This window comes from Pseudoflavonifractor phocaeensis, from assembly GCF_038439875.1.
Lineage (GTDB): Bacteria > Bacillota > Clostridia > Oscillospirales > Oscillospiraceae > Vermiculatibacterium.
On record NZ_JBCDMT010000005.1, the window covers coordinates 89,718 to 108,490 of the forward strand.

The 18,773-nt window shown below is 62.0% G+C and carries 20 protein-coding genes and 1 tRNA gene; 5 read left to right on the top strand and 16 right to left on the bottom strand.

Translation table 11 applies throughout. The features are described from left to right. The first annotated feature begins 225 nt into the window (after positions 1-225). On the top strand, positions 226-426 hold the full coding sequence (locus tag AAEU42_RS10210) for a hypothetical protein (protein ID WP_342233446.1): 201 nt from the start codon (positions 226-228) through the stop codon (positions 424-426). A 69-nt stretch (positions 427-495) separates the two neighbouring features. On the opposite strand, the gene AAEU42_RS10215 is transcribed toward AAEU42_RS10210, so the two are convergent. Then, a complete protein-coding gene (locus AAEU42_RS10215) occupies positions 496-666 on the bottom strand; it encodes a hypothetical protein (protein WP_342233447.1) in 171 nt (56 codons plus the stop codon). Between the two features lie 83 nt (positions 667-749). Further along, entirely contained in the window at positions 750-959 is a 210-nt protein-coding gene (locus AAEU42_RS10220; protein WP_342233448.1) for a helix-turn-helix domain-containing protein, read from the bottom strand. Between the two features lie 181 nt (positions 960-1,140). Between AAEU42_RS10220 and AAEU42_RS10225 the strand changes: the two genes are divergently transcribed. The 3 genes from AAEU42_RS10225 to AAEU42_RS10235 all read left to right on the top strand — a co-directional run bounded on the left by AAEU42_RS10225 (position 1,141) and on the right by AAEU42_RS10235 (position 3,874). Continuing rightward, positions 1,141-1,650, top strand: coding sequence for a helix-turn-helix domain-containing protein (locus tag AAEU42_RS10225; protein WP_342233449.1), 510 nt, complete (start codon positions 1,141-1,143; stop codon positions 1,648-1,650). A 470-nt stretch (positions 1,651-2,120) separates the two neighbouring features. Continuing rightward, complete coding sequence (locus AAEU42_RS10230) at positions 2,121-2,558, top strand: hypothetical protein (RefSeq protein WP_342233450.1); 438 nt, start codon at positions 2,121-2,123, stop codon at positions 2,556-2,558. A gap of 131 nt (positions 2,559-2,689) precedes the next feature. Further along, positions 2,690-3,874, top strand: coding sequence for a site-specific integrase (locus AAEU42_RS10235; RefSeq protein WP_342233451.1), 1,185 nt, complete (start codon positions 2,690-2,692; stop codon positions 3,872-3,874). Positions 3,875-3,960: 86 nt separating this feature from the next. On the opposite strand, the gene AAEU42_RS10240 is transcribed toward AAEU42_RS10235, so the two are convergent. Continuing rightward, a tRNA-Val gene (locus AAEU42_RS10240) sits at positions 3,961-4,037 on the bottom strand. A 123-nt stretch (positions 4,038-4,160) separates the two neighbouring features. Here AAEU42_RS10240 and AAEU42_RS10245 point away from each other — a divergent pair. After that, on the top strand, positions 4,161-4,760 hold the full coding sequence (locus AAEU42_RS10245) for a rubrerythrin (RefSeq protein WP_342233452.1): 600 nt from the start codon (positions 4,161-4,163) through the stop codon (positions 4,758-4,760). A gap of 56 nt (positions 4,761-4,816) precedes the next feature. On the opposite strand, the gene AAEU42_RS10250 is transcribed toward AAEU42_RS10245, so the two are convergent. The 13 genes from AAEU42_RS10250 to AAEU42_RS10310 form a co-directional block, all read right to left on the bottom strand. Next, positions 4,817-5,530, bottom strand: a complete 714-nt coding sequence (locus AAEU42_RS10250; protein ID WP_342233453.1) for a V-type ATP synthase subunit D — start codon at positions 5,528-5,530, stop codon at positions 4,817-4,819. Positions 5,531-5,533: 3 nt separating this feature from the next. Beyond that, positions 5,534-6,916, bottom strand: a complete 1,383-nt coding sequence (locus AAEU42_RS10255; RefSeq protein ID WP_342233454.1) for a V-type ATP synthase subunit B — start codon at positions 6,914-6,916, stop codon at positions 5,534-5,536. Beyond that, complete coding sequence (locus AAEU42_RS10260; RefSeq protein WP_342233455.1) at positions 6,913-8,685, bottom strand: V-type ATP synthase subunit A; 1,773 nt, start codon at positions 8,683-8,685, stop codon at positions 6,913-6,915. Before AAEU42_RS10260 ends, AAEU42_RS10255 begins: the two co-directional genes overlap by 4 nt. A 547-nt stretch (positions 8,686-9,232) precedes the next feature. Continuing rightward, positions 9,233-9,547 carry a V-type ATP synthase subunit F gene (locus tag AAEU42_RS10265; RefSeq protein ID WP_342233456.1) on the bottom strand — a complete coding sequence of 105 codons (315 nt, stop codon included), beginning with the start codon at positions 9,545-9,547 and terminating at the stop codon, positions 9,233-9,235. Then, on the bottom strand, positions 9,540-10,529 hold the full coding sequence (locus AAEU42_RS10270; RefSeq protein ID WP_342233457.1) for a V-type ATPase subunit: 990 nt from the start codon (positions 10,527-10,529) through the stop codon (positions 9,540-9,542). The genes AAEU42_RS10265 and AAEU42_RS10270 overlap by 8 nt, the downstream gene beginning before the upstream one ends. Before the next feature lie 30 nt (positions 10,530-10,559). Further along, a complete protein-coding gene (locus AAEU42_RS10275) occupies positions 10,560-11,249 on the bottom strand; it encodes a V-type ATP synthase subunit E (RefSeq protein WP_342233458.1) in 690 nt (229 codons plus the stop codon). 31 nt (positions 11,250-11,280) lie between these two features. Further along, the gene (locus AAEU42_RS10280) at positions 11,281-11,805 is read right to left on the bottom strand and encodes a V-type ATP synthase subunit K (RefSeq protein WP_342233459.1); all 525 of its coding nucleotides are present in this window, start codon (positions 11,803-11,805) and stop codon (positions 11,281-11,283) included. Positions 11,806-11,818: 13 nt separating this feature from the next. Continuing rightward, positions 11,819-13,762 carry a V-type ATP synthase subunit I gene (locus AAEU42_RS10285; protein ID WP_342233460.1) on the bottom strand — a complete coding sequence of 648 codons (1,944 nt, stop codon included), beginning with the start codon at positions 13,760-13,762 and terminating at the stop codon, positions 11,819-11,821. Between the two features lies 1 nt (position 13,763). After that, positions 13,764-14,078 carry a hypothetical protein gene (locus AAEU42_RS10290; RefSeq protein WP_342233461.1) on the bottom strand — a complete coding sequence of 105 codons (315 nt, stop codon included), beginning with the start codon at positions 14,076-14,078 and terminating at the stop codon, positions 13,764-13,766. Between the two features lie 335 nt (positions 14,079-14,413). Continuing rightward, positions 14,414-15,526 (bottom strand): putative glycoside hydrolase, encoded by a 1,113-nt coding sequence (locus AAEU42_RS10295; RefSeq protein WP_342233462.1) that lies wholly within the window; start codon positions 15,524-15,526, stop codon positions 14,414-14,416. 114 nt (positions 15,527-15,640) lie between these two features. Continuing rightward, positions 15,641-16,075 (bottom strand): MarR family winged helix-turn-helix transcriptional regulator, encoded by a 435-nt coding sequence (locus AAEU42_RS10300; protein ID WP_342233463.1) that lies wholly within the window; start codon positions 16,073-16,075, stop codon positions 15,641-15,643. Between the two features lie 149 nt (positions 16,076-16,224). Next, a complete protein-coding gene (locus tag AAEU42_RS10305) occupies positions 16,225-16,848 on the bottom strand; it encodes an S-layer homology domain-containing protein (RefSeq protein WP_342233464.1) in 624 nt (207 codons plus the stop codon). A 74-nt stretch (positions 16,849-16,922) separates the two neighbouring features. Beyond that, entirely contained in the window at positions 16,923-18,746 is a 1,824-nt protein-coding gene (locus AAEU42_RS10310) for a glycoside hydrolase family 13 protein (RefSeq protein WP_342233465.1), read from the bottom strand. Positions 18,747-18,773 lie beyond the last annotated feature (27 nt).

Sequence of the window (18,773 nt, forward strand, 5' to 3'; positions counted from 1 at the left end):
GAAGATGGTAGAATACTGGGGAAAGGATGTGCTCTTTGTCTGCTGATAGAAGTCTTTAGGCAACGCCGAGCCAAGCCCCAAACGGGGAAGGTGTAACGACTGGACACGGAGCGACCCACGTGGCCGAAGGCACAGTCTGAACTCACGGGTGACCGTGAGAGGTGGGCAGAAATGACCCGCCCTCACTTTGGTGAAGTAACAAAATGGATGTCTATCGGTAAAACCATGACCAAAACCCTGACCGGCATCACTGCCTCCGATGGAATTACTTCCGCCTTTGATGCTGCAAACAGCAGCATGAGATCCATTACGCACGGCATCTCCGACAGCCTGTCCGGTATCCTCGGTTCCTACAAGCCCTTTACTCTTGATGACGAGGTGAATTATCGCCCTACCGTCCGGCAACGGGCGGTCTGTACTCCGTAAATTCGGTGAAACCCTAAAGACTTCTATCAGCAGACAAAGACATTTCCAAGTTTAAGAGCGCAATTCCCTTTATTTGAGGCAATCAGGAATTTCCAGTCCGTAGGTACGGATGAACTCAATAAGAACAGCTCGGTAATCTCTCTCAACTTCATCCAGCATCTTTCGGCTGGATTCAATTATCCGCTTGAGGTCAGCCATCTCTTTTTCCAGCGTTTCAACACGCTTTCGCAAATCTCTCATATTTTCATTCCTCCTTTCTTCTCCTGTTTGTATGAAAATTGTCGGTTGGGGATTTTTCTGTGGTAAGCTAAGCGAATTGTCGCTTATTGGGCGACAGCATTTGCAAAAAAAATGCTGACAGGATCTTGAATTGCGAGCACTGAAATCATTGCATCAATTTCAGCACTGCTAAAAATGCCGTTTTTCATCTTCGAGTAAAATGTTCTCGAAGATATACCAATGGATTCAGCTACTTGCCGCTGGGATAAGCCCCGCTCAACAATCAGTCCCCGCAATTTTGCCGTGTCGATCACGCTGATTACCTCCTTAACTCATTGTCGCTTGTTGTGCTACAAGCATACACCCACACCATGTAGTATGTCAAGCGACTTTTTTCTTTGTCAGCGAAAATTTTGTAGCTTAATATGCGAAATAATTCTTGCAATGCCTTGAAATTGCGGGTATACTAACGTTACAGCAAGGAGGTATTTCGATATGACTATTGGTGAGCGCATAAGAAAAAAGCGCCTTGAGTTAGATATGACCCTTGAAGACGTTGCTCGCCTTATTGGAGTCACCAGACAAACCGTTCAAAAATATGAAACTGGTATAGTTTCGAATATTCCATCCGATAAAGTTGAGGCGCTTGCAAAGGCCCTTAAGACTTCTCCTTCTGATTTGATGGGATGGAATACATCCATATTCGACCAGATTAAAGACACAAAGCAAGAAATTTTAGAGCTAAAAGAAATGCTGAAATCCACTGTTGATCCTATCGATAGAAAAGACATTTGTAATGATATTGAAGTTCTCGAGGAATCTCTTCTAGATATGAACTTTATAAAAAATATGGAGGAAACGCCAAAGCCCACCCCCGTTTCCGAGAGTGGGCCGATCAGTCCAGAGCGGGAAGCTCTGCTAAAAGCGGTTGAGGATATGGATGATGAAACCGCACGGGTCCTTCTTGAAATGGCTAAGTCAATAAAGAAGCTGCGAGAGAAATGAGATCTTTCACTTCACTTTCAGTTAGCGACATAATGATATCAACCAATTCATTATGTACGTCTCCCTGGGGCGCACCTCCCTTCCCTTCGTTACTTGGCTGTTCACACTGCTTCATCTTGAGTGCCCCCTTTCTCTGACCAGACTCCTCCCCTTGATGGACACATTGTAGTACATTTGTTCCATGCCTGTCAAGACAAATTCTCTCCATCCTCGGGGTACAACTATCGTATCAAATAACGTGTCCCATAAACTGGCCTCACCAAGATTTCCAGCCATTTACACGGCCCCCTTTCCCATTTGCTTAGAAGACACCGTGGCAACGACAGTATTACACAAATTTCGACATGTCGAAGGCTTTTTATTCCAAGAGCTGAAAAAGTGCTCCAACGGGGGGCGCCCAGTAGCCCCAGAAGTTTACAAGGTATCCAAGCCGCTGGAGAGCGGCACAGATATGGAAAGAAGGATTTACAATGAAGAAAAGAACGCTCACCTTGCTCCTGTCCGCAGTAATGTGCCTTTCCCTGGCCGCCTGTGCCGGTGGGGGTGCCCAGCCGTCAGAGGAGCCCACGCCTACCCCAGCCCCCGACCTGACCGGAGAATGGAAGCAGGTCGACGGCAATTCGGAGGAAAACTATCAGACAGCCACTATCACCGCAGACACCATTGAGATCTATTGGGTTTCGGACGGCGGCGACACTAAGTCCCTTTATTGGGCGGGTTCCTTTACTGCCCCTACCACCGCCGACCAGCCTTACACCTGGGATTCCGAGAATGATACGGAAAAGACCAGCACCGCCCTTTTGGCCTCCAGCGACGATACCAAGGCTTTTACTTATGAGAATGGCCAAATCAGCTATGAGGTCTCCGCCCTCGGAACGACTACCACCGTGAAAATGGAAAAGCAGTAAATAAAAACCGCCCTCGGGCTGGACCCCCGAGAGCGGCAGATGCAAAAGACCCCCAACCGACAAGTTAAGGTGCCCTTATGCCCTTTTATCTTACCACAAAAGGGCCTGGGCCGCAAGAGAAAGGAGCAATTATGGCCACAGCTACAAAGCGTGGAAAATCCTATCGCATCCGGGCCTCCAGCGGATACACTGTCGACGGAAAGCAGGTCCAGCCCTCCACAACATGGACTCCAGATCCAGGCATGACCCCTAAACAGGAACAACGAGAGCTCACACGGCAGATGGTGTTGTGGGACGAGAAGTGTGCCGGGGGCGCTTTAGGCAGCCATACAAAGTTTCAGGCGTTTGCACAGCAGTGGTTTTCTGAATACGTTGAAGTCTACCTTGGCCCCAGGACCATAGAAAACTACCACCAATGCGAGGCCAGGGTGTACAAGGCTTTAGGGCATTTATATTTGGACAAGATCACGGCCAGACAGATCCAAACGTTCATCAATTCTCTCGGAGAGCCGGGGGTAAACCAGCGAGATCAAAGCAAAGGCCTCTCCCCAAAAACTATCAAGAATTATCTTGGCTTCATTTCCGGGGTTTTTTCTTATGCCGTGAAGATGGGTATGCTCAAAGATAATCCATGCTCCAGAATCACAACTCCAGCCATGCGCCAGCAGGAAAAGAAGTGCTATGACGTAGAGCAAACCCAGGCCTTCTTGAACGTCCTTATGGAAGAAGCCCCTCTTCGATATCAGGTTTTTTTTGCTCTTGCCATCTTTGGCGGCTACCGAAGGGAAGAACTGTGTGGCTTTGAGTTTTCCGACTTTGACTTTGAGGCCTGCACCGCCACCGTCAACAGGGTATCTCTTTACACACCCGCCAACGGCATCTTTACAAGCCACCCGAAAACCGAAAAAAGCCACCGCATTTTAAAACTTCCTGCTTTCATTTTTGATCTCGTAAAGCACCTCAGGGCCGAGCAAGCGGAAAAGCGTCTACTGCTGGGCGATCAATGGCACGAGAGCGGGCGCCTATTTACCAAGCAGGACGGAAGCCCGGTACAGCCACACTTCGCATATCAATGGCTTCAACGGTTCTGTGCGACGCATGGGTTCCCGTTCTATGGCATTCATCAATTCCGCCACCTTAACGCCACTTTGCTGATAAACAATCATGAAGATATTAAAACCGTTTCCGCCGCCTTGGGACACTCCCAGACCAGCACCACCTTGAACATCTACGCCCATGCCCTCGCTGCGGCCCAGGCCCGTGCCTCCCAGGCGCTTGCCGACGCTCTTCCCGTAACAATAAAAAAAGCCCGGTAATGACCAAATAATGACCAAACCGGGTTTATTAAGGTATAGCAAAACCGCCAACCCACTGTATCACAATGGATTGACGGTTTTCTTTTTGGTGGACGATACAGGACTTGAACCTGTGACCTCCCGCACGTCAAGCGGATGCTCATACCAGCTGAGCTAATCGTCCAAACGGCGAGTATTAGTATACCCAAATCCGGCAGGGTTGTCAAGCCCTTTTCCCGCTTTTCAGGGCCAAATTCTTTCTTCCCGCATAGAATGGGGGGAACATGAGCAAAAAGGAGGAATCCCCATGGATCAAGCCCAGTGTCCCGGCGGGCCCCAGCAAGAGTTGGACCGGGCCGCCTTTGAGCGGGTGTGGCGGCGGGTGATGCCGGAGGACCGGCCCGACTGTCCCTTCACCCTTCCGTCTGCCCCGCCGGTGTCCGCCCTTCCGGCGGTCCCCGCCCCCCAGCCCCGGCGGGAACCCACCCCCGCCCCGACCGTCTGCCTGGGGGAGGCCAGCGCGACCGACCTGCCCCGGCTGGAGGTCTTTCTCCGCCAGACCGCGGAGGCCAACCGGCTCTACCGCACCCTGGCCCGCCGGGTCAGCGGCAACAAATTCCTCTCCACCCTGGCCGCGGAAAAGAAGCGGCAGGCCAAGCGTCTGGCGGCCGCCTATTTCCTTATCTCCGGCCAGACTTACACCGTCCCCCCCACCCCCATGCCCCGGCCCATGCCCTTTCCCCTGGCTCTCCGGGACCGCTTCCAGGCCGAGCAACGGCTGGCCGCCGACCTCCTCTCCGCCGCCGGCACTACCACGGACATGTGCCTGGCAGACCTCTATCAGGTTTTGGCGGCGGAAAACCGAAGCTACGCCCAGCAGCTCTGGGGCTGGATCGAGCAGATGTAAGCAAAACAGGCCGTATTTTCATTTAATGAAAATACGGCCTGTTTTTACTTTCTCAATTAGACGTCCTGGGGATCGTCCAGGTGCCCGCCGAAAGCCTCCACGGCCTTCACGTCGGCCTCCTGGCGCTCCTCGATGGCCTCCTGGAGGAGCATATCCTTGACTTTCATCAGCCGGATGGTGGAGGCGCGCTCGTTCTCGTCCAGCTTCATGGTGATATACTTGATGGCCTCCTGCATCTGGGGGATCTTCACATATTCCAGGGCGTTGACCCGCCGTCTGGTCTTTTCGATCTCCTGGGCCAACAGCTGGGCGGTCTTTTCCGCCTGGGCCAACTTGAGCATATCCTGAAAGACCTGGCCAAAGACGCCCACGGCGTCGTCCAGCTCCCCGGAGGTGGCGGCGAAGCCGTAGGGATAGACCTGGCTGGGGTCGTCGCTCTTGGTCCGGAAGTGATAGACGGGGACGTCCACTGACATGATGTTCTGAAAGGTCATGTCCAGGGAGACCGACTGCTTGGGATACAGGAGGGCCTGCTCCAGCATCTCGGGGGACATGACGGCCGAGGCCACGGTAAAGGCGGCGTTGGCCCGGATAAGGCCCTCCTCCACCTTTTTGCGCAGCTCCCGGTTCTCCCGTACCACGTCCATGAACTGCTTCATCAGCTCATCCCGCTTGTCTTTGAGCAGCTTGTGGCCCCGGGTGGCGGTCCGCAGGCGGCCTTTCAGGCGGGTGAGCTCCATACGGGTGGGATTTACGTTGATCGCAGGCACGGTTTACCCCTCCTTTTTCGGGAGGTACTGCTCGATGAACTCAGGCTTGATCCGTTTCAGCTCGGCGGTGGGCAGAATGGACAGAAGGTCCCAGCCCAGATCCATGGTCTCCAGGATGGACCGGTTCTCATCGGGCCCCTGGGAGACGTAGCGCTGCTCAAACTCGTCGGCGAATTTGGCGTACAGAAGATCGGTGGGGCTGAGGGCCGCCTCGCCCAAGATGGACATGAGCTCCTTGTTCTCCTTACCGGTGGAGTAGGCGGCGAAGAGCTGGTTCATGACCCCCGAGTGGTCGGCCCGGGTCTTTCCCTCGCCGATGCCCTTGTCCTTCAGACGGGACAGGGAGGGCAGCACGTCGATGGGCGGGTTGACGCCCTTGCGGAAGAGCTCCCGGCTCAGGATGATCTGGCCCTCGGTGATATACCCGGTCAGGTCGGGGATGGGGTGGGTCTTGTCGTCCTCGGGCATGGTCAGGATGGGGATCATGGTGATGGAGCCCGGCTTGCCCAGCTGGCGGCCCGCCCGCTCGTACATGGTGGCCAGGTCGGTGTAGAGGTAGCCGGGGTAGCCCCGGCGGCCGGGGACCTCCTTCTTGGCCGCCGAAATCTCCCGGAGGGCCTCGGCGTAGTTGGTGATGTCGGTGAGGATGACCAGCACGTGCATGTTCTTCTCAAAGGCCAGGTACTCCGCCGCCGTCAGGGCCATACGGGGGGTGGCGATGCGCTCCACGGCGGGATCGTTGGCCAAGTTGGTGAACAGCACCGTCCGGTCGATGGCCCCCGTGCGCTTGAACTCCTCCACAAAGTAGTTGGACTCCTCGAAGGTGATGCCGATGGCGGCAAAGACCACGGCGAAGTTGGCGGAGTCCTCCCCCAGCACCTTGGCCTGCCGGGCGATCTGGGCCGCCAGGGCGGCGTGGGGCAGGCCGGAGCCGGAGAAGATGGGCAGCTTTTGGCCGCGGACCAGGGTGTTCAGCCCGTCGATGGCGGAGATGCCGGTCTGAATGAACTCGTTGGGGTAGTCCCGGGCGGCGGGGTTCATGGGCAGGCCGTTGATATCCCGGTACTCGTCGGGCAGGATGTCGGGGCCGCCGTCGATGGGCTGGCCCATGCCGTTGAAGACACGGCCCAGCATCTCGGAGGACACCCCAAGCCGGAGGGGATGGCCCAAAAAGCGGACCTTGGAGTCCCGCAGGTTGATGCCGGCGCTGGCCTCGAAGAGCTGGACCACGGCGTTGTCGCCGTTGACCTCCAGCACCTTGCAGTGGCGGATGTCGCCGTTGGGCAGCTCGATCTCGCCCAACTCGTCGTAGGTGACGCCCTGGACCCGCTTCACCATCATCAGGGGGCCGTTGACCTCTTGAATTGTCTTATATTCCCGAATCATGCGTCCTCGCCTCCCTTCGCCACCGCGGCGTCGATCTCCTGCTCCATCTCACGGGCCATGTCGGCGTAGACGGCGGGGAAGGTGTCGTCGGGGACGCTCTTGGCCCGGCCCATCTTCTCCCGGAAGGGGATCTCAAAGAGGTCGGCGGTGCGGGCGCCCTTGGCGATGGCCTCCCGGCAGAGCTTGTCGTAGTCCAGGATCATCCCCAGCATCTTGTCCTGGCGCTCGTAACTGGAGTACCAGTCCACCTCCATGAAGCCGTTTTGCTGGAGGAAATCCTCCCGCAGCATCTTGGCGGTCTCCAGGGTGAGCTGGTCATTGGGGGACAGGGAGTCCTTGCCCACCAGCTGGACGATCTCGTTGAGGCTGGCCTCCTCCTGGAGGATGGCCATGGCCTTGTCCCGGTCGGCCATGAACTGGGGGCCCAGGTTCTCATCATACCAGGGCTTCAGGGAGTCCAGGTAGAGGGAGTAGGAGTTGAGCCAGTTGATGGCGGGGAAGTGGCGGCGGTAGGCCAGGGAGGCGTCCAGGGCCCAGAACACCTTGACGATGCGCATGGTGGCCTGGCTGACGGGCTCGGAGAGGTCGCCGCCAGGAGGGGACACGGCCCCCACGGCGGTGAGGGAGCCCCGGCGCTCGTCGGAGCCGATACACTCCACCACGCCGGCCCGCTCGTAGAACTGGGACAGGCGGGAGGAGAGGTAGGCGGGGTAGCCCTCCTCGCCGGGCATCTCCTCCAGCCGCCCGGACATCTCACGCAAAGCCTCGGCCCAGCGGGAGGTGGAGTCGGCGATGACAGCCACGTCGTAGCCCATGTCCCGGAAATACTCGGCGATAGTGATGCCGGTATAGATGGACGCCTCACGGGCGGCCACGGGCATGTCGGAGGTGTTGGCGATGAGGACGGTGCGCTTCATCAGCGGCTCGCCGTTGCGGGGGTCCACCAGCTCGGGGAACTCCCGCAGCACGTCGGTCATCTCGTTGCCCCGCTCGCCGCAGCCGATGTAGACCACGATGTCCACGTCGGACCACTTGGCCAGCTGGTGCTGCATGACGGTCTTGCCCGAGCCGAAGGGCCCGGGGATGGCGGCGGTGCCGCCCTTGGCCACGGGGAACATGGCGTCCACGATCCGCTGGCCGGACAGCAGAGGGGTCTTGGGGGGATACTTGTGGGAATAGGGCCGGCCCACACGCACGGGCCAGGTCTGCATCAGCTTCAGCTCGTGTCGCTCCCCGTTGTCGTCCACCAGGACGCCCACGGGCTCGGTGACGGTATACGCTCCGGCCTGGATGGAGAGGATGGTGCCGCTCAGGCGGGGGGGCACCATGATCTTGTGGAGGACGGAGACGGTCTCGGGCACAGTGCCGATGACGTCGCCGCCGGTGACCTTATCCCCGGCCTGGACGGCGGGGGTGAATTCCCACTTCTTCTCCCGGCTCAGGCCGGGCAGCTGGATGCCGCGGGTGATGTTGGACCCGGCCAGCTTCATGATCTCCTCCAGGGGCCGCTGGATGCCGTCGTAGATGTTCTCGATCAGGCCGGGACCCAGCTCCACGGACAGGGGGGCGCCGGTGGTGACCACCTCGGCGCCGGGGCCCAGGCCGGAGGTCTCCTCGTAGACCTGGATGGAGGCGGAATCGCCGTTCATGGTAAGGATCTCGCCGATCAGGTGTTGGGGACCCACCCGGACCACGTCGGCCATATTGGCGTCGGCGAGGCCGGTGGCCACCACCAGCGGGCCGGAGACCTTGACTACTTTACCGCTCAAGTTTTCAACCTTCTTTCTCGTCGGAGTACGCCGTGTACCCTCGCCCCGGCGGACCCGACCGGTATCACTGGGGCGCTTTCCCTGCCTTCCCTCCGGGGGAAGGTGCCCCCGCAGGGGCGGATGAGGGGAATGATACTTCTTTGCTGCGCCTGTGCTTGGGGCAGAGCTCCCCGCCCTAATTTTCAGAGTGCGTCGTGTATCCTCGTCCCGGCGCACCCGACCGGTTTCACCGGGGCGTTTTCCCCGCCTTCCCCCGGGGGAAGGTGCCCCCGCAGGGGCGGATGAGGGGAAGGGTACTTCTTTGTCGCGCCTGTGCTTGGGGCAGAGCTCCCCTCATCAGTCTGCTTCGCAGACAGCTTCCCCCAGGGGAAGCCTATGGCCGGAATAAGTTCCGCTTCGGCCGCTCCCAAAACGTGTCGGGGGCGTAGCCCTTGGCGGCCCGGAAGGCCCGCTCGGCCTTCTCCACCTGCCGCAGGGCCCTCTTTTCGTTATGGCTCAGATAGGGGCCGGGTCTCCTTTCCCGCTCGGTGGAAGGAACGGCGGACCCTTACAAAATATCCGCGCCCACGGCCCGCTCCACGGCGGTCTTTACGTTGGCCATGCCGATGCCCAGGCTCCCCTCCCGGCCGGGGATGAGGATAACGGCGGGGGTGAGGGAATCCTTATACCGGGCGATCTCAGCCCCCATGTGCTGGGCAAAGCCCTCCGTGAGGTAGACGATGGCGTAATTTTCTTTTGCCAGACGGTGGAGGAGGGCCTTGGCCTCCTCGGCGTCCCCGGCGGGAAACATGTCCAGCCCCAGGGCCTTGAAGCCCAGCACGCTGTCCCGGTCCCCCACCGCGGCGATCTTATACTCAGACATAGGTGTCACGCAGCCTTTCCCGAATGGCGTCGGCGCTCAGCCCCGCCATCCGTCCGGCCAGGATGGTGCGGATGGCCGTGGCCTCCGCCTCCCTGGCGCACAGGTAGCCCACCACCGGCTGTTCCCCGAAGGAGGTCCGCCGGGCCTGGGCCAGATAGGCGGTCAGGGCGTCGTCACAGAGCTTCTCGAAGGCGGTCAGACTCCCCGCCTCGGGGGAGGCCAGCTCGGCCCCCACCTCGGCAGCCTTCTCCAGGGGGGTGGACCGGAACCGCTGGGCCAGCTCTCCCCCCTTGGCGGTGGCCACCGCCTGGGGCGAAACATTGCCGCCGGACAGAAGGCTCTTGGCCAGCAGTTCCGCCCCGGCCCCCATCCGCTGGCACCGCACGGCCACCCGCAGGTTCACCGCGTCCACGGCCAGCTTCACGTAGCCCTGGAGAAAGGCGCTGCCGCTGGCCTTGGCCGCGGTGGCCATCTCGCCGTAGCAGGCCCGGTCCAGGATGAGGTCGGCCTCCTGGGAGTCTCCCCCGTCGGACAGGGCCGCCCCGGCCTGCTCCACCGCCGAGCGGAAAGGATCGGAATAGTCCCGCAGGTCTCCCCGGCGGAAATTCTCGGCCAGAGCCTTGGGGGCGTAGCGGCCGCCCTCCATGAGCAGCCGGTCGGCCTCCTCCCCCACCGCCTCGGCCTTCAGAAGCACCTTGGCGTTGTGGTAGTCGTACTTGATCTGAAAGACCTCCACCAGGGCCGGGTCGGGGACCGCCCCCTTCAGGTCTTGGAACAGCTCTTCCCGGGCCTTGGCCAGCACCCGGTTCAGGGCCGGGACCGAGAGGTCCTCCGGCTCCTCGTAGCCGCACTCGGCGAGGATCTTCAAGGCCTCGTCGTCGGTGCGGGCCTCTATCATCCGCTCCTGGCGCTCCCGGGTCAGGAGGCGGTTCTCCATGGCCCGCACCCGGGCGGAGATGGAGAGATAATCGGTGTCTTTCACGGCTTCCTCCTTTCCCTCCTCAGGGAGGGGTCATTCCCCGAAGAGGATCTGGGCCACCTGCCGCTCCAGCTCGGGACGGGACAGCCGGACCAGGGTCTCGAAGGCGCAGTTGACCTCCACGCCGTCGGCGGCCAGGATGAAGCCGCCCTGGATGGGCCGGGTCTCCTCGGCCAGGGTGAGCATCCCGGTGCCCGCCAGCAGGGCGGAGCCGGCGGTGACCACCTTATCCAGGAAGGCCCCGGCGGCGGAGCCGGTCAGCTCCTCGGGGAGCTTGGGGGCCACCTGTTTGGCCAGGATCTCGTTGGCCTTGGTAACCACCTGCTTGCCCACCCGCTGCCGGTCCTTTTTGGAAAAGATGACGGCCTCACGGCCGGTGACAGCCGCCTTGGCGCACAGGGCGGCCAGCAGCTCGGCGTACTCCTCCTCGGGGAGGGCCAGCAGCTCCTCCAGCGCCCGGTCGAAGGCCTGGCCGATCATCTCCTGCTTGGCGGCCAAAATCTGCTTGCGCCCTTCCAGCTGGGCCACGCTGGCCAACCGCTCGGCGCGCTCCCCGGCGTTCTTCCGCCCCCGCTCCAGGATGTCCTCCCGCTCCTTCCGGGCCTTCTCGGCCCACTCCGCGGCGATGGCGTCCGCCCTGGCACGGGCGTCGGCAAGGACCTGGCCGGCCTCGGCCTGGGCATCCTGCTCAATGCGCTGTGTAATTTTTTCCAATCCGTTCATGTGGTTTCCGCCTTTCCAAGTTGGGGCGTCATCAGGCGCTGATGTTGATGATCATCAGCATGGAGGCCAGCAGGGACAGAATGGCGTAGAACTCCACGGTGATGCACAGGATCATGCCCTTGGACCAGTCGTCGGGCTTCTTGGCCAGGATGTTGATGGAGCCCGCGGCCACCCGGCCCTGGGCGATGGCGGAGAAGAGGCCGCCCAGCGCCATGGGCAGGCAGGCAAAAAGGTACTGCATCCCCTGGGCGATGGTCAGCACGGGCAGGGTGCCGGAGAGCAGGCCCATGCGGAAGATGGCGAAGAACCAGACCACCAGGCCGTACAAGCCCTGGGTGCCGGGGATGACCTGAAGGATCAGGACCTTACCGAACTTGCTGGGGTCCTCGCTGAGCAGGCCTGTGCCCGCCTCGCCGGCGATGCCGGTGCCTTTGGCCGAGCCGATGCCGCTGAGGACCGCCGCCAGGCCGGCCCCCAGCAGGGCCAGGGCCAGGCCGCCGATGCTGCCCAGGAAAGTCAAGCTCTGCTGGACTTCCACCATTTGAGACAAATCCATGATAATATCCTCCTTATTTCACTACGTCGTAGTATTTGGGGTTCACATCCAAGGGCTGGAAGGGCCTGCCGCCGTCCTTGTAAAACTTTCCGAAATATTCCAGACATTGCAGGCGCAGGTCGTGGACATAGCAGCCCAGCAGGTTCAAAGCGAAGTTCAGGGCGTTGCCCGCGAAAGAGATGATGAGGAACAAAATGATGTTGCCGGGGATGGCGCCCAGGGTGTTGAAGACCTGGGCGATGACGCTGCCCGCCAGCATCAGGGCCATCAGACGGGAATAAGAGAGGATGTCTCCAAAATACCCGGTGATGTGGTTGTAAAGGGAGCCGAAGATGCCGCCGACGGTGCCCAGCACCTTGCCGAAGCTCGGCTTCTCCCGGGCGCCCCAGGCGGCTCCCGCCAGGATCATGACGCCGCCCAGAATGAGGACGATGGGGGTGATCCCCAGAATGGCCAGAGCCGCCCCGGCGAAGACCACCCACCAGGTGACCTCCTCCCAGATGGCGTCCATCACCTCTCCGGCCTTGAGCTTGTTGACAAAGCTGATGGCCATGCCGGTGATGATCTGGACAAAGCCCAGGCACATGGCCCCCACCAGGATGGCCAGCGTGTCGTCCAGGGGGGTGAAGAGGGCGGGCAGGGCGAAGGTGCTCTCGGGGTTGATGAGCTTCAAAAGCTGGGGGATGAAGTCCCCGAAGAAGCCGCCGGTGAGGGCCCCCACCACGAAGGTGCTCACCCCGCACAGGCCCATCAGCCCGAAGAGGTGCTTCATGGTCCCTCTGGGCCGCAGCTTGAAGTGGACGAAGAGGGAGGCGGCGATCATCAAAAGCCCGTAGCCCATGTCCGCCAGCATGATGCCGTAAAACAGCACGAAGAAGGGGAACATGAGGGGATTGGGGTCCACCCCGTCGTAGGCGGGGAGGGAATACATCTCGGTGACCATGTTGAGGGGCTCGGTAAGCTTGTTGTTCTTCAGCCGCACCGGCACGCTGGGATACTCCTCCGGTTTGGGGTCCGCGCTCTCCCACGCGCAGGCGTATCCGGCCAGCAGGTCCTTGAGCGCCTCCTCATCCCCGGCGGGAAACCAGCCGGTGAGGAGGAAGGTCTCCGACGTGTCCAGAAGCCGGCCCTTTGCGCTCTCCCGCCGCTCCTCCAGACCGGCCCGGTCTGCGCACAGCCGCAAATCCTGACGGCTGCCGGCAAACCCGGCGGCCAGGGCCTTGGCCTGCTCCGCCTTCCGCTCATTGTCCCGGATGGCCTCGCTAAGCCGCTGGTCGTTCTCCGCCGCCGTCCCGGTCAGGCCCCGGAAGGTGGTCCGGGAAAAGCCCCGGGCCTGGAGAGCCGCCAAAGCCTCTTCCGAAGCGCTCTTGTGGCAGAGGAAGAAGACATACTGGAAATCCCGGTCCTTCCCGGCGGGGGTCAGGGCGCACAGCTCTCCCAGCTCCCCCTCCAGCCCGGTGAGTTCCACCGCCGCGGGGAGGGTGCCGAACAGGGCGGTCACCTCCGCCGTGGAGGGGGTGTCCAGGGGGACGTCCAGCTCCAGCCAGGGGGCCAGGGCGGCCTGCTGGGCCCGGAGCTTTCCGGCCTCCGCCTTGAGTGCTCCGATCTCCCGCTCGGCGGCGCAGATGGTCTGGGCGGTCTCGGCGGCCCGGTCGTAGGCGGCGTCGTCAAAGAGCTCCCCTTCGGTGATCCGGGGCCGGGCGGACAGGCCCTTCCCCTTCTCCGGGGCGTACTTTTTCAGCACCTCCAGGGCTTCCAGGGCCTTGGCCTGACAGTCCCTGGCCGTTCCCAGGGCGCCGCTCTCCGGCCGGACCAGGGCGGTCCAGGCGGGGTCGTCCTCCTCGGGCTCCGGCTCGGAGATCTCCACGCACCCCAAGTGCTGGAGCTTTTTGAGCAGCTCCTCCCGGTCCGCCCGGAGGGCCAGCAGGCGAAGGTGCTTCATTTTCACGATTGCCATATCAGGTATTCACGACCCTTCTGACGATCAGCGCCGCGGCCTCGTCCAGTTTTTCCGCCGCTCTGGCCTTGAGGGCCTGGCAGTCCTTTTCATACTCCGCCAGAGCCTCCCGGGTCTTGACCTCGGCCTGGCTTTCGGCCTGGGAGAGCAGCTCCCTGGCGCCCGCCTGGGCCTCCTTCCGGGCCTGGGCCAGGGCTTCCCGCCCGGCCTTTTCCGCCCCGGCCACCATGGCCTGGGCCTCGGCCTGGGCCTTCGCCCTGCGCTCCTTTGCCTCTGCCTCGGTATCGGTCACTTGCTTGATCGCGTCCATCGACATTATCTCACCGCCTTCTTCATGGTCCTCGTTCTGAAAATGGAAATTACTGCTCTCCTATCATACTAGAAAGGGGTTTAGAAAGCAAGTTTATTTTATCCCCGTCAAAATGCACTACTCTCCAAATGAACGGGGTAAAAACAAAAATTTATCCAGTTTTTCCTCATTTATTTCACCAAAATACGACACTTATCCACTTTTGTCAAAAAATAAGCCGCTATTTTTCACATAAACCGCTCAGTTTAAACTTATTATTTCGTCATTTTAAATAAATCTCTTTCGCCTGGAAAGCAAAAAACGCCGGGGCCCATGGTTTTCCATGGGTCCCGGCGCTGGATTCACTGGGTGGGCGCGGCGGAGAGAAGCGCGCCTCCCATCGGGATATAAGACGAAGTGAGCTCGGGCACGTAGGGGTCCGAGGTAAAGATCAGCCGGGCGTGGGACAGCCCCATCCCCTCCAGCGCCCGGTCGTACTGGCGGGAGACCTCTTCGCTCTCCGGGCCGGGGGCATAGATCCGGTCGGCGTACTTCCCCAGCAGCCCGGTGGTCTGGCCGCTCTTGTCCCCTTCCCCGGTCAGCACCCCGCCGCCCGCGGACAGGGAGAGCTTCACCTCCGGGTAGTCCTTCAGCGCCTCCCTCACCTTGCCGTAAAAGCCGTCCAGCACTTGGGCGAATTGGCTCTCGTCATAGTTGGCCCCCGCCTTGATATACTCCAGGTGCCCCGTGGTGGGATAGGCGGCGTTGTCCAGCCAGATCTCGTCAAAGCCCAGGGCGGCCAGCTCCCGGCAGACCCCCGCCACGTAGTCCTGGGCCCCCTCGATGGTGGGGCTCAGCCAGCGGATGTCCCCGGCGTCCCGCCAGTTGTAGCCGCTGTTGGTCTTTACCGCCAGAGAATTGTCCTGACGGGGAGCCAGGTTGTCCCGGAAGCAGGACACCCGGGCCACCGTGTAGAGCCCGCCGCCGTTGAGGGCGGTGATGGCCGCGTTGAGGGCGGGGTTGGCGTCGGAGGAGCCGAAGCTGATGGCGGCGGGGAGGCTGGAGACATAGCCCAGGGTGCCGTCGTCCGCCTTCATGTCAAACCAGGCGGCGTTGCCCCCCGCGGCGGCCACCTGGTCCGCCGCCGTGCCGTCGTAGAGGGCGCTGCGGGGCAGGGCCGCAGCCCTCAGGATCTCCTCCCGGGGCTCGGGGGTGGGCTCGGCCGTCACCACCACCACATCATCGGCGGAGGGCGAGACGGGGGGCGCCGTCTCCTCCTGCCGCTGGAGGAAGGGCAGCTCAAGACGGGCCCGGCCGTCGTCGGTGTAGACGATGTATTTTTGCAGCAGGAAGAAGGCGGCCACGGCCAGCAGCAGGACCACCAGCAGGATCACGATGACGACTGTCAGAAAGGTTCTCAGCTTGGACCGGCCCCGATAGGACCCGTACCCATAAGATGACCGCAACCGCTCCATCCCCTCTCCACTGTTCGGCCCAATGGGCGCTCCCCTCAGCAAAAGCGGGGCGCAGGCCCGTAATCACAGCGTTTTCGCAGTTATAATAGCACAATATGAAAAAAAAGGAAAGCTTTACCCTTCCGCCGAAGTCCTCTCCTCCGTCAGGGCGCGGTCCAGCAGTTCCAGCGCGTGGCCGATGGCTTCCCGCTCCCCTGGTTCCAGCGTGTCCAGCAAGCCGTCAAAATACTCGTCGACACCGGTCTGGACCTTGACCCGCATCTCATTGTACCTGGGGGTCGCCTCCACGTAGATGACCCGCCGGTCCGCGTCGGAGCGGGTGCGTTTGGCCAGCTCCAGCTTCTCCAGCCGGTCCACGATCCCGGAGACGGTGGAGTTGGCGCTCCCCGTCCGCTCGGCCAGCTGGCTGATGGGCATAGGCCCCTCGGAACCCAGCACACTGAGCACCAGCGCCTGGGGAAAGGTCAGATTCAATTTCCCGAAGTGAGAGCGAAACTGCTGGGAGAGGTGCTGGCTCACCCGGAGATAGTACATCAGGATATGGTCCATGGCGGTCCGTCCTTTCTTTGTTGCTTTTCGAACGAAGCATATCTCAAACTTCCGGCCCCGTCAAGGAATCAGGCGCAAGGTTTACAAAACGTTTCCAGTTCGGACATAAAACCCCATCCCTAAGGGTCAGGGAACCGAACCCCGGGCCCTTACCCCGCCGCCGGGGTGAGCATCCGCTGGAGGGTGACGGCCAGGGCCGCCCGGTTTGCGATGCCCTGGGGCTCCACGGTGCCCGCGGTGGTGCCCTGGAGGATGCCCGCCCCCACGGCGTGGCGCATGGCGTCCTCCGCCCAGGGGGAGATGGAGCCGGCGTCGCTGAAAAGGCCCAATGCCCCCTCGGCCACGGGCTGGCCCATGGCGTAGGCATACCGGTAGAGGAAGGTGGCCAGCTGTTCCCGGGTCACCAGATCTCCCCCGCCGAAGCTGCCGTCCCCATAGCCGGTGGCGATGCCGGTGCCCTTGCCCCAGGCGGCCGCCGTATCGTACCAGGTGCCCACGGCGTCGGTGAAGGGGACTTCCACCGCGGCGTCGGGGGCGCCGGCCATCCGCCACAGCACGGTGACCACCGTGGCCCGGGTAATGGCCTCATAGGGGGCGAACAGGCCGTCGGCCACCCCGGTCATGATCCCTTTTTCCGTCATCTCAGCCACGGCGGGGGCAAACCACTCCCCGCCCTCGATATCGGCATAGCCGCTCTCCCCCGCCGCCAGGGCGGGCCCCGCCAGCAGGCACAGGGCGCAGGCCAGGGAAACGGCCCGTTTTTTCACATTCATCACGGTCACCTCACGCGTCAGAATAAAATTATGGTAGCACACATTCTTTAAATATTTCTGAACAACGGTAATCTTTATAAAATCGTAAGGCAGTCGCCGTAGGGCCCGAACCGCAGGAGCCGCCCCTCCATGGCCCCCAGGGCCACCCGGCCGTCCCAGGGCAGGTCCAGCCGGGCCGGCTTCTCCCCGGCGTTGACGGCGGCCACCACCGTCTTCTCCCCCAGCCGGCGGGCAAAGGAGAGGACCCGCCCCTCGCAGCGCAGCCACTCCAGCTCTCCCCGGCGCAGGGGCTCCAGCTCTTTCCTGGCCCGGCCCAGGGCGGCGAACCAGGCCGTCAGGCCCGCGTCCTCCCGCCCCCAGGGGAAGGTGCGGCGGTTGAAGGGGTCCTCGAAGCCCTCCAAGCCCGCCTCATCGCCGTAATAAAGGGTGGGAGAGCCGGGGAAGGCATAGAGCACCAGGGCCCCCAGCTTCAGCCGGGCCAGCCCCCGCTCCCGCTCGGCCTGGGTCATGCGGTATCCCGCCCGCCAATCCCTGGGCTGGTCCTTTTTGTCGCTCCCCACCCCCAGGAGGGTGAGGACCCGGGGGGTGTCGTGGGTCCCCAGGGCGTTCATGGCGGAGGAGAAGGCCCATCCGGGGTAGTTCTGCCGGAGGGCCTCCATCGACGCCCGGAAATTCCTGGCGTCAGAGCCCAGGAGGTAGTCCAGCAGGGCGGAGCGCAGAGGGTAGTTCATCAGCCCGTCGCAGTGGCCCCCCAGCAGGTGGCGGCGGCGGAGGTCATAGGCGATCTTGTTGGAGCCGTCCTCCCACACCTCGCCGATGACCACGGCGTCCGGCTTCTCCGCCCGGGCGGCGGCGTGGATGGCCGCCACCACGAAATCGGGCAGCTCGTCGGCCACGTCCAGCCGCCAGCCGTCCGCCCCGGCCCGGAGCCAGGAGCGGATGATCCCGTTCTCCCCGGTGATGTACTCCAGCCAGGCCCCGCTCTCCTTCCGGGTGGTGGGCAGGGAGTAGATGCCCCACCAGGAGGTGTATTTCTGGGGCCAGTCCTGGAAGGTGAACCAGTCGTAATAGGGGGAGTCCTTGCTCTGAAAGGCCCCCGGGCCGGGGTAAAAGCCGTCCCCGTTAAAATATTTGGACACGAAGCCCGTGTGGTTGAACACACCGTCCAGCATCACCCGCATCCCCAGGGCGTGGGCCCCGCCGCACAGGGCGGCGAAGTCCTCCCCCGTCCCCAGCATGGGGTCGATCTTCTCGTAGTCCGCCGCCCCGTAGCGGTGGTTCTCGGCGGCCTCGAAAATGGGACAGAGATAGAGGGTGTCCACCCCCAGCCCCTTCAGATAGGGCAGCTTCTCCACGATGCCGGCCAGGCTGCCGCCGAAAAAGTCCCGGTTGCGCACCTCCCCATTGTGGTCGGGGCGGTACTCCGGCTCCTCCTCCCAGCCCTGGTGGACCCAGCGTCCCCCCACCATCCCGGCGGGGTCGGGGACCGTCAGGCGGCGGAACCGGTCGGGAAAGATCTGATAGGTGACCCCCTCCCCGAACCAGCCGGGCACCCGCTCCTCGGCGTCGTAGACCGTGAGCTGGAATTCCGGCGACCGCCAGCTCCGCCCGTCGATCCCCTCCAGCCGGAGGGTGTACCACACAAGGCCCACATAGCCCGCCGTGTCCAGCTCCCCGGAGAAGCAGTCCACGGCCCCGTCCCGCCCGGTCCAGGGCAGGGCCAGCTCGGTGACCCTGTCCCCGTCGAACTCCCACCGGGCGGCGAGGAAGCCCCTGGAAAACCCGGCCGAGCAGGGGGGACGCAGGGTAAAGCGCACCCGCGTGCCCGAGGGGGCGGCCCCGTAGGGGGCCTTGCACCTGGGGTCCGCGGGGTCAAAGTATTGAGGTCCTTGGGTCAAAATGATCACTCATTTCATGTAGGTTCA

What these genes read in the sequence shown, in the direction of transcription:
- AAEU42_RS10210 (WP_342233446.1), top strand. Translation starts at nt 226, where the DNA reads ATGACCAAAACCCTGACCGGCATCACTGCCTCCGATGGAATTACTTCC.
- AAEU42_RS10215 (WP_342233447.1), bottom strand. Translation starts at nt 666, where the DNA reads ATGAGAGATTTGCGAAAGCGTGTTGAAACGCTGGAAAAAGAGATGGCT.
- AAEU42_RS10225 (WP_342233449.1), top strand. Translation starts at nt 1,141, where the DNA reads ATGACTATTGGTGAGCGCATAAGAAAAAAGCGCCTTGAGTTAGATATG.
- AAEU42_RS10230 (WP_342233450.1), top strand. Translation starts at nt 2,121, where the DNA reads ATGAAGAAAAGAACGCTCACCTTGCTCCTGTCCGCAGTAATGTGCCTT.
- AAEU42_RS10235 (WP_342233451.1), top strand. Translation starts at nt 2,690, where the DNA reads ATGGCCACAGCTACAAAGCGTGGAAAATCCTATCGCATCCGGGCCTCC.
- AAEU42_RS10245 (WP_342233452.1), top strand. Translation starts at nt 4,161, where the DNA reads ATGGATCAAGCCCAGTGTCCCGGCGGGCCCCAGCAAGAGTTGGACCGG.
- AAEU42_RS10255 (WP_342233454.1), bottom strand. Translation starts at nt 6,916, where the DNA reads ATGATTCGGGAATATAAGACAATTCAAGAGGTCAACGGCCCCCTGATG.
- AAEU42_RS10265 (WP_342233456.1), bottom strand. Translation starts at nt 9,547, where the DNA reads ATGTCTGAGTATAAGATCGCCGCGGTGGGGGACCGGGACAGCGTGCTG.
- AAEU42_RS10275 (WP_342233458.1), bottom strand. Translation starts at nt 11,249, where the DNA reads ATGAACGGATTGGAAAAAATTACACAGCGCATTGAGCAGGATGCCCAG.
- AAEU42_RS10280 (WP_342233459.1), bottom strand. Translation starts at nt 11,805, where the DNA reads ATGGATTTGTCTCAAATGGTGGAAGTCCAGCAGAGCTTGACTTTCCTG.
- AAEU42_RS10285 (WP_342233460.1), bottom strand. Translation starts at nt 13,762, where the DNA reads ATGGCAATCGTGAAAATGAAGCACCTTCGCCTGCTGGCCCTCCGGGCG.
- AAEU42_RS10290 (WP_342233461.1), bottom strand. Translation starts at nt 14,078, where the DNA reads ATGTCGATGGACGCGATCAAGCAAGTGACCGATACCGAGGCAGAGGCA.
- AAEU42_RS10295 (WP_342233462.1), bottom strand. Translation starts at nt 15,526, where the DNA reads ATGGAGCGGTTGCGGTCATCTTATGGGTACGGGTCCTATCGGGGCCGG.
- AAEU42_RS10300 (WP_342233463.1), bottom strand. Translation starts at nt 16,075, where the DNA reads ATGGACCATATCCTGATGTACTATCTCCGGGTGAGCCAGCACCTCTCC.
- AAEU42_RS10305 (WP_342233464.1), bottom strand. Translation starts at nt 16,848, where the DNA reads ATGAATGTGAAAAAACGGGCCGTTTCCCTGGCCTGCGCCCTGTGCCTG.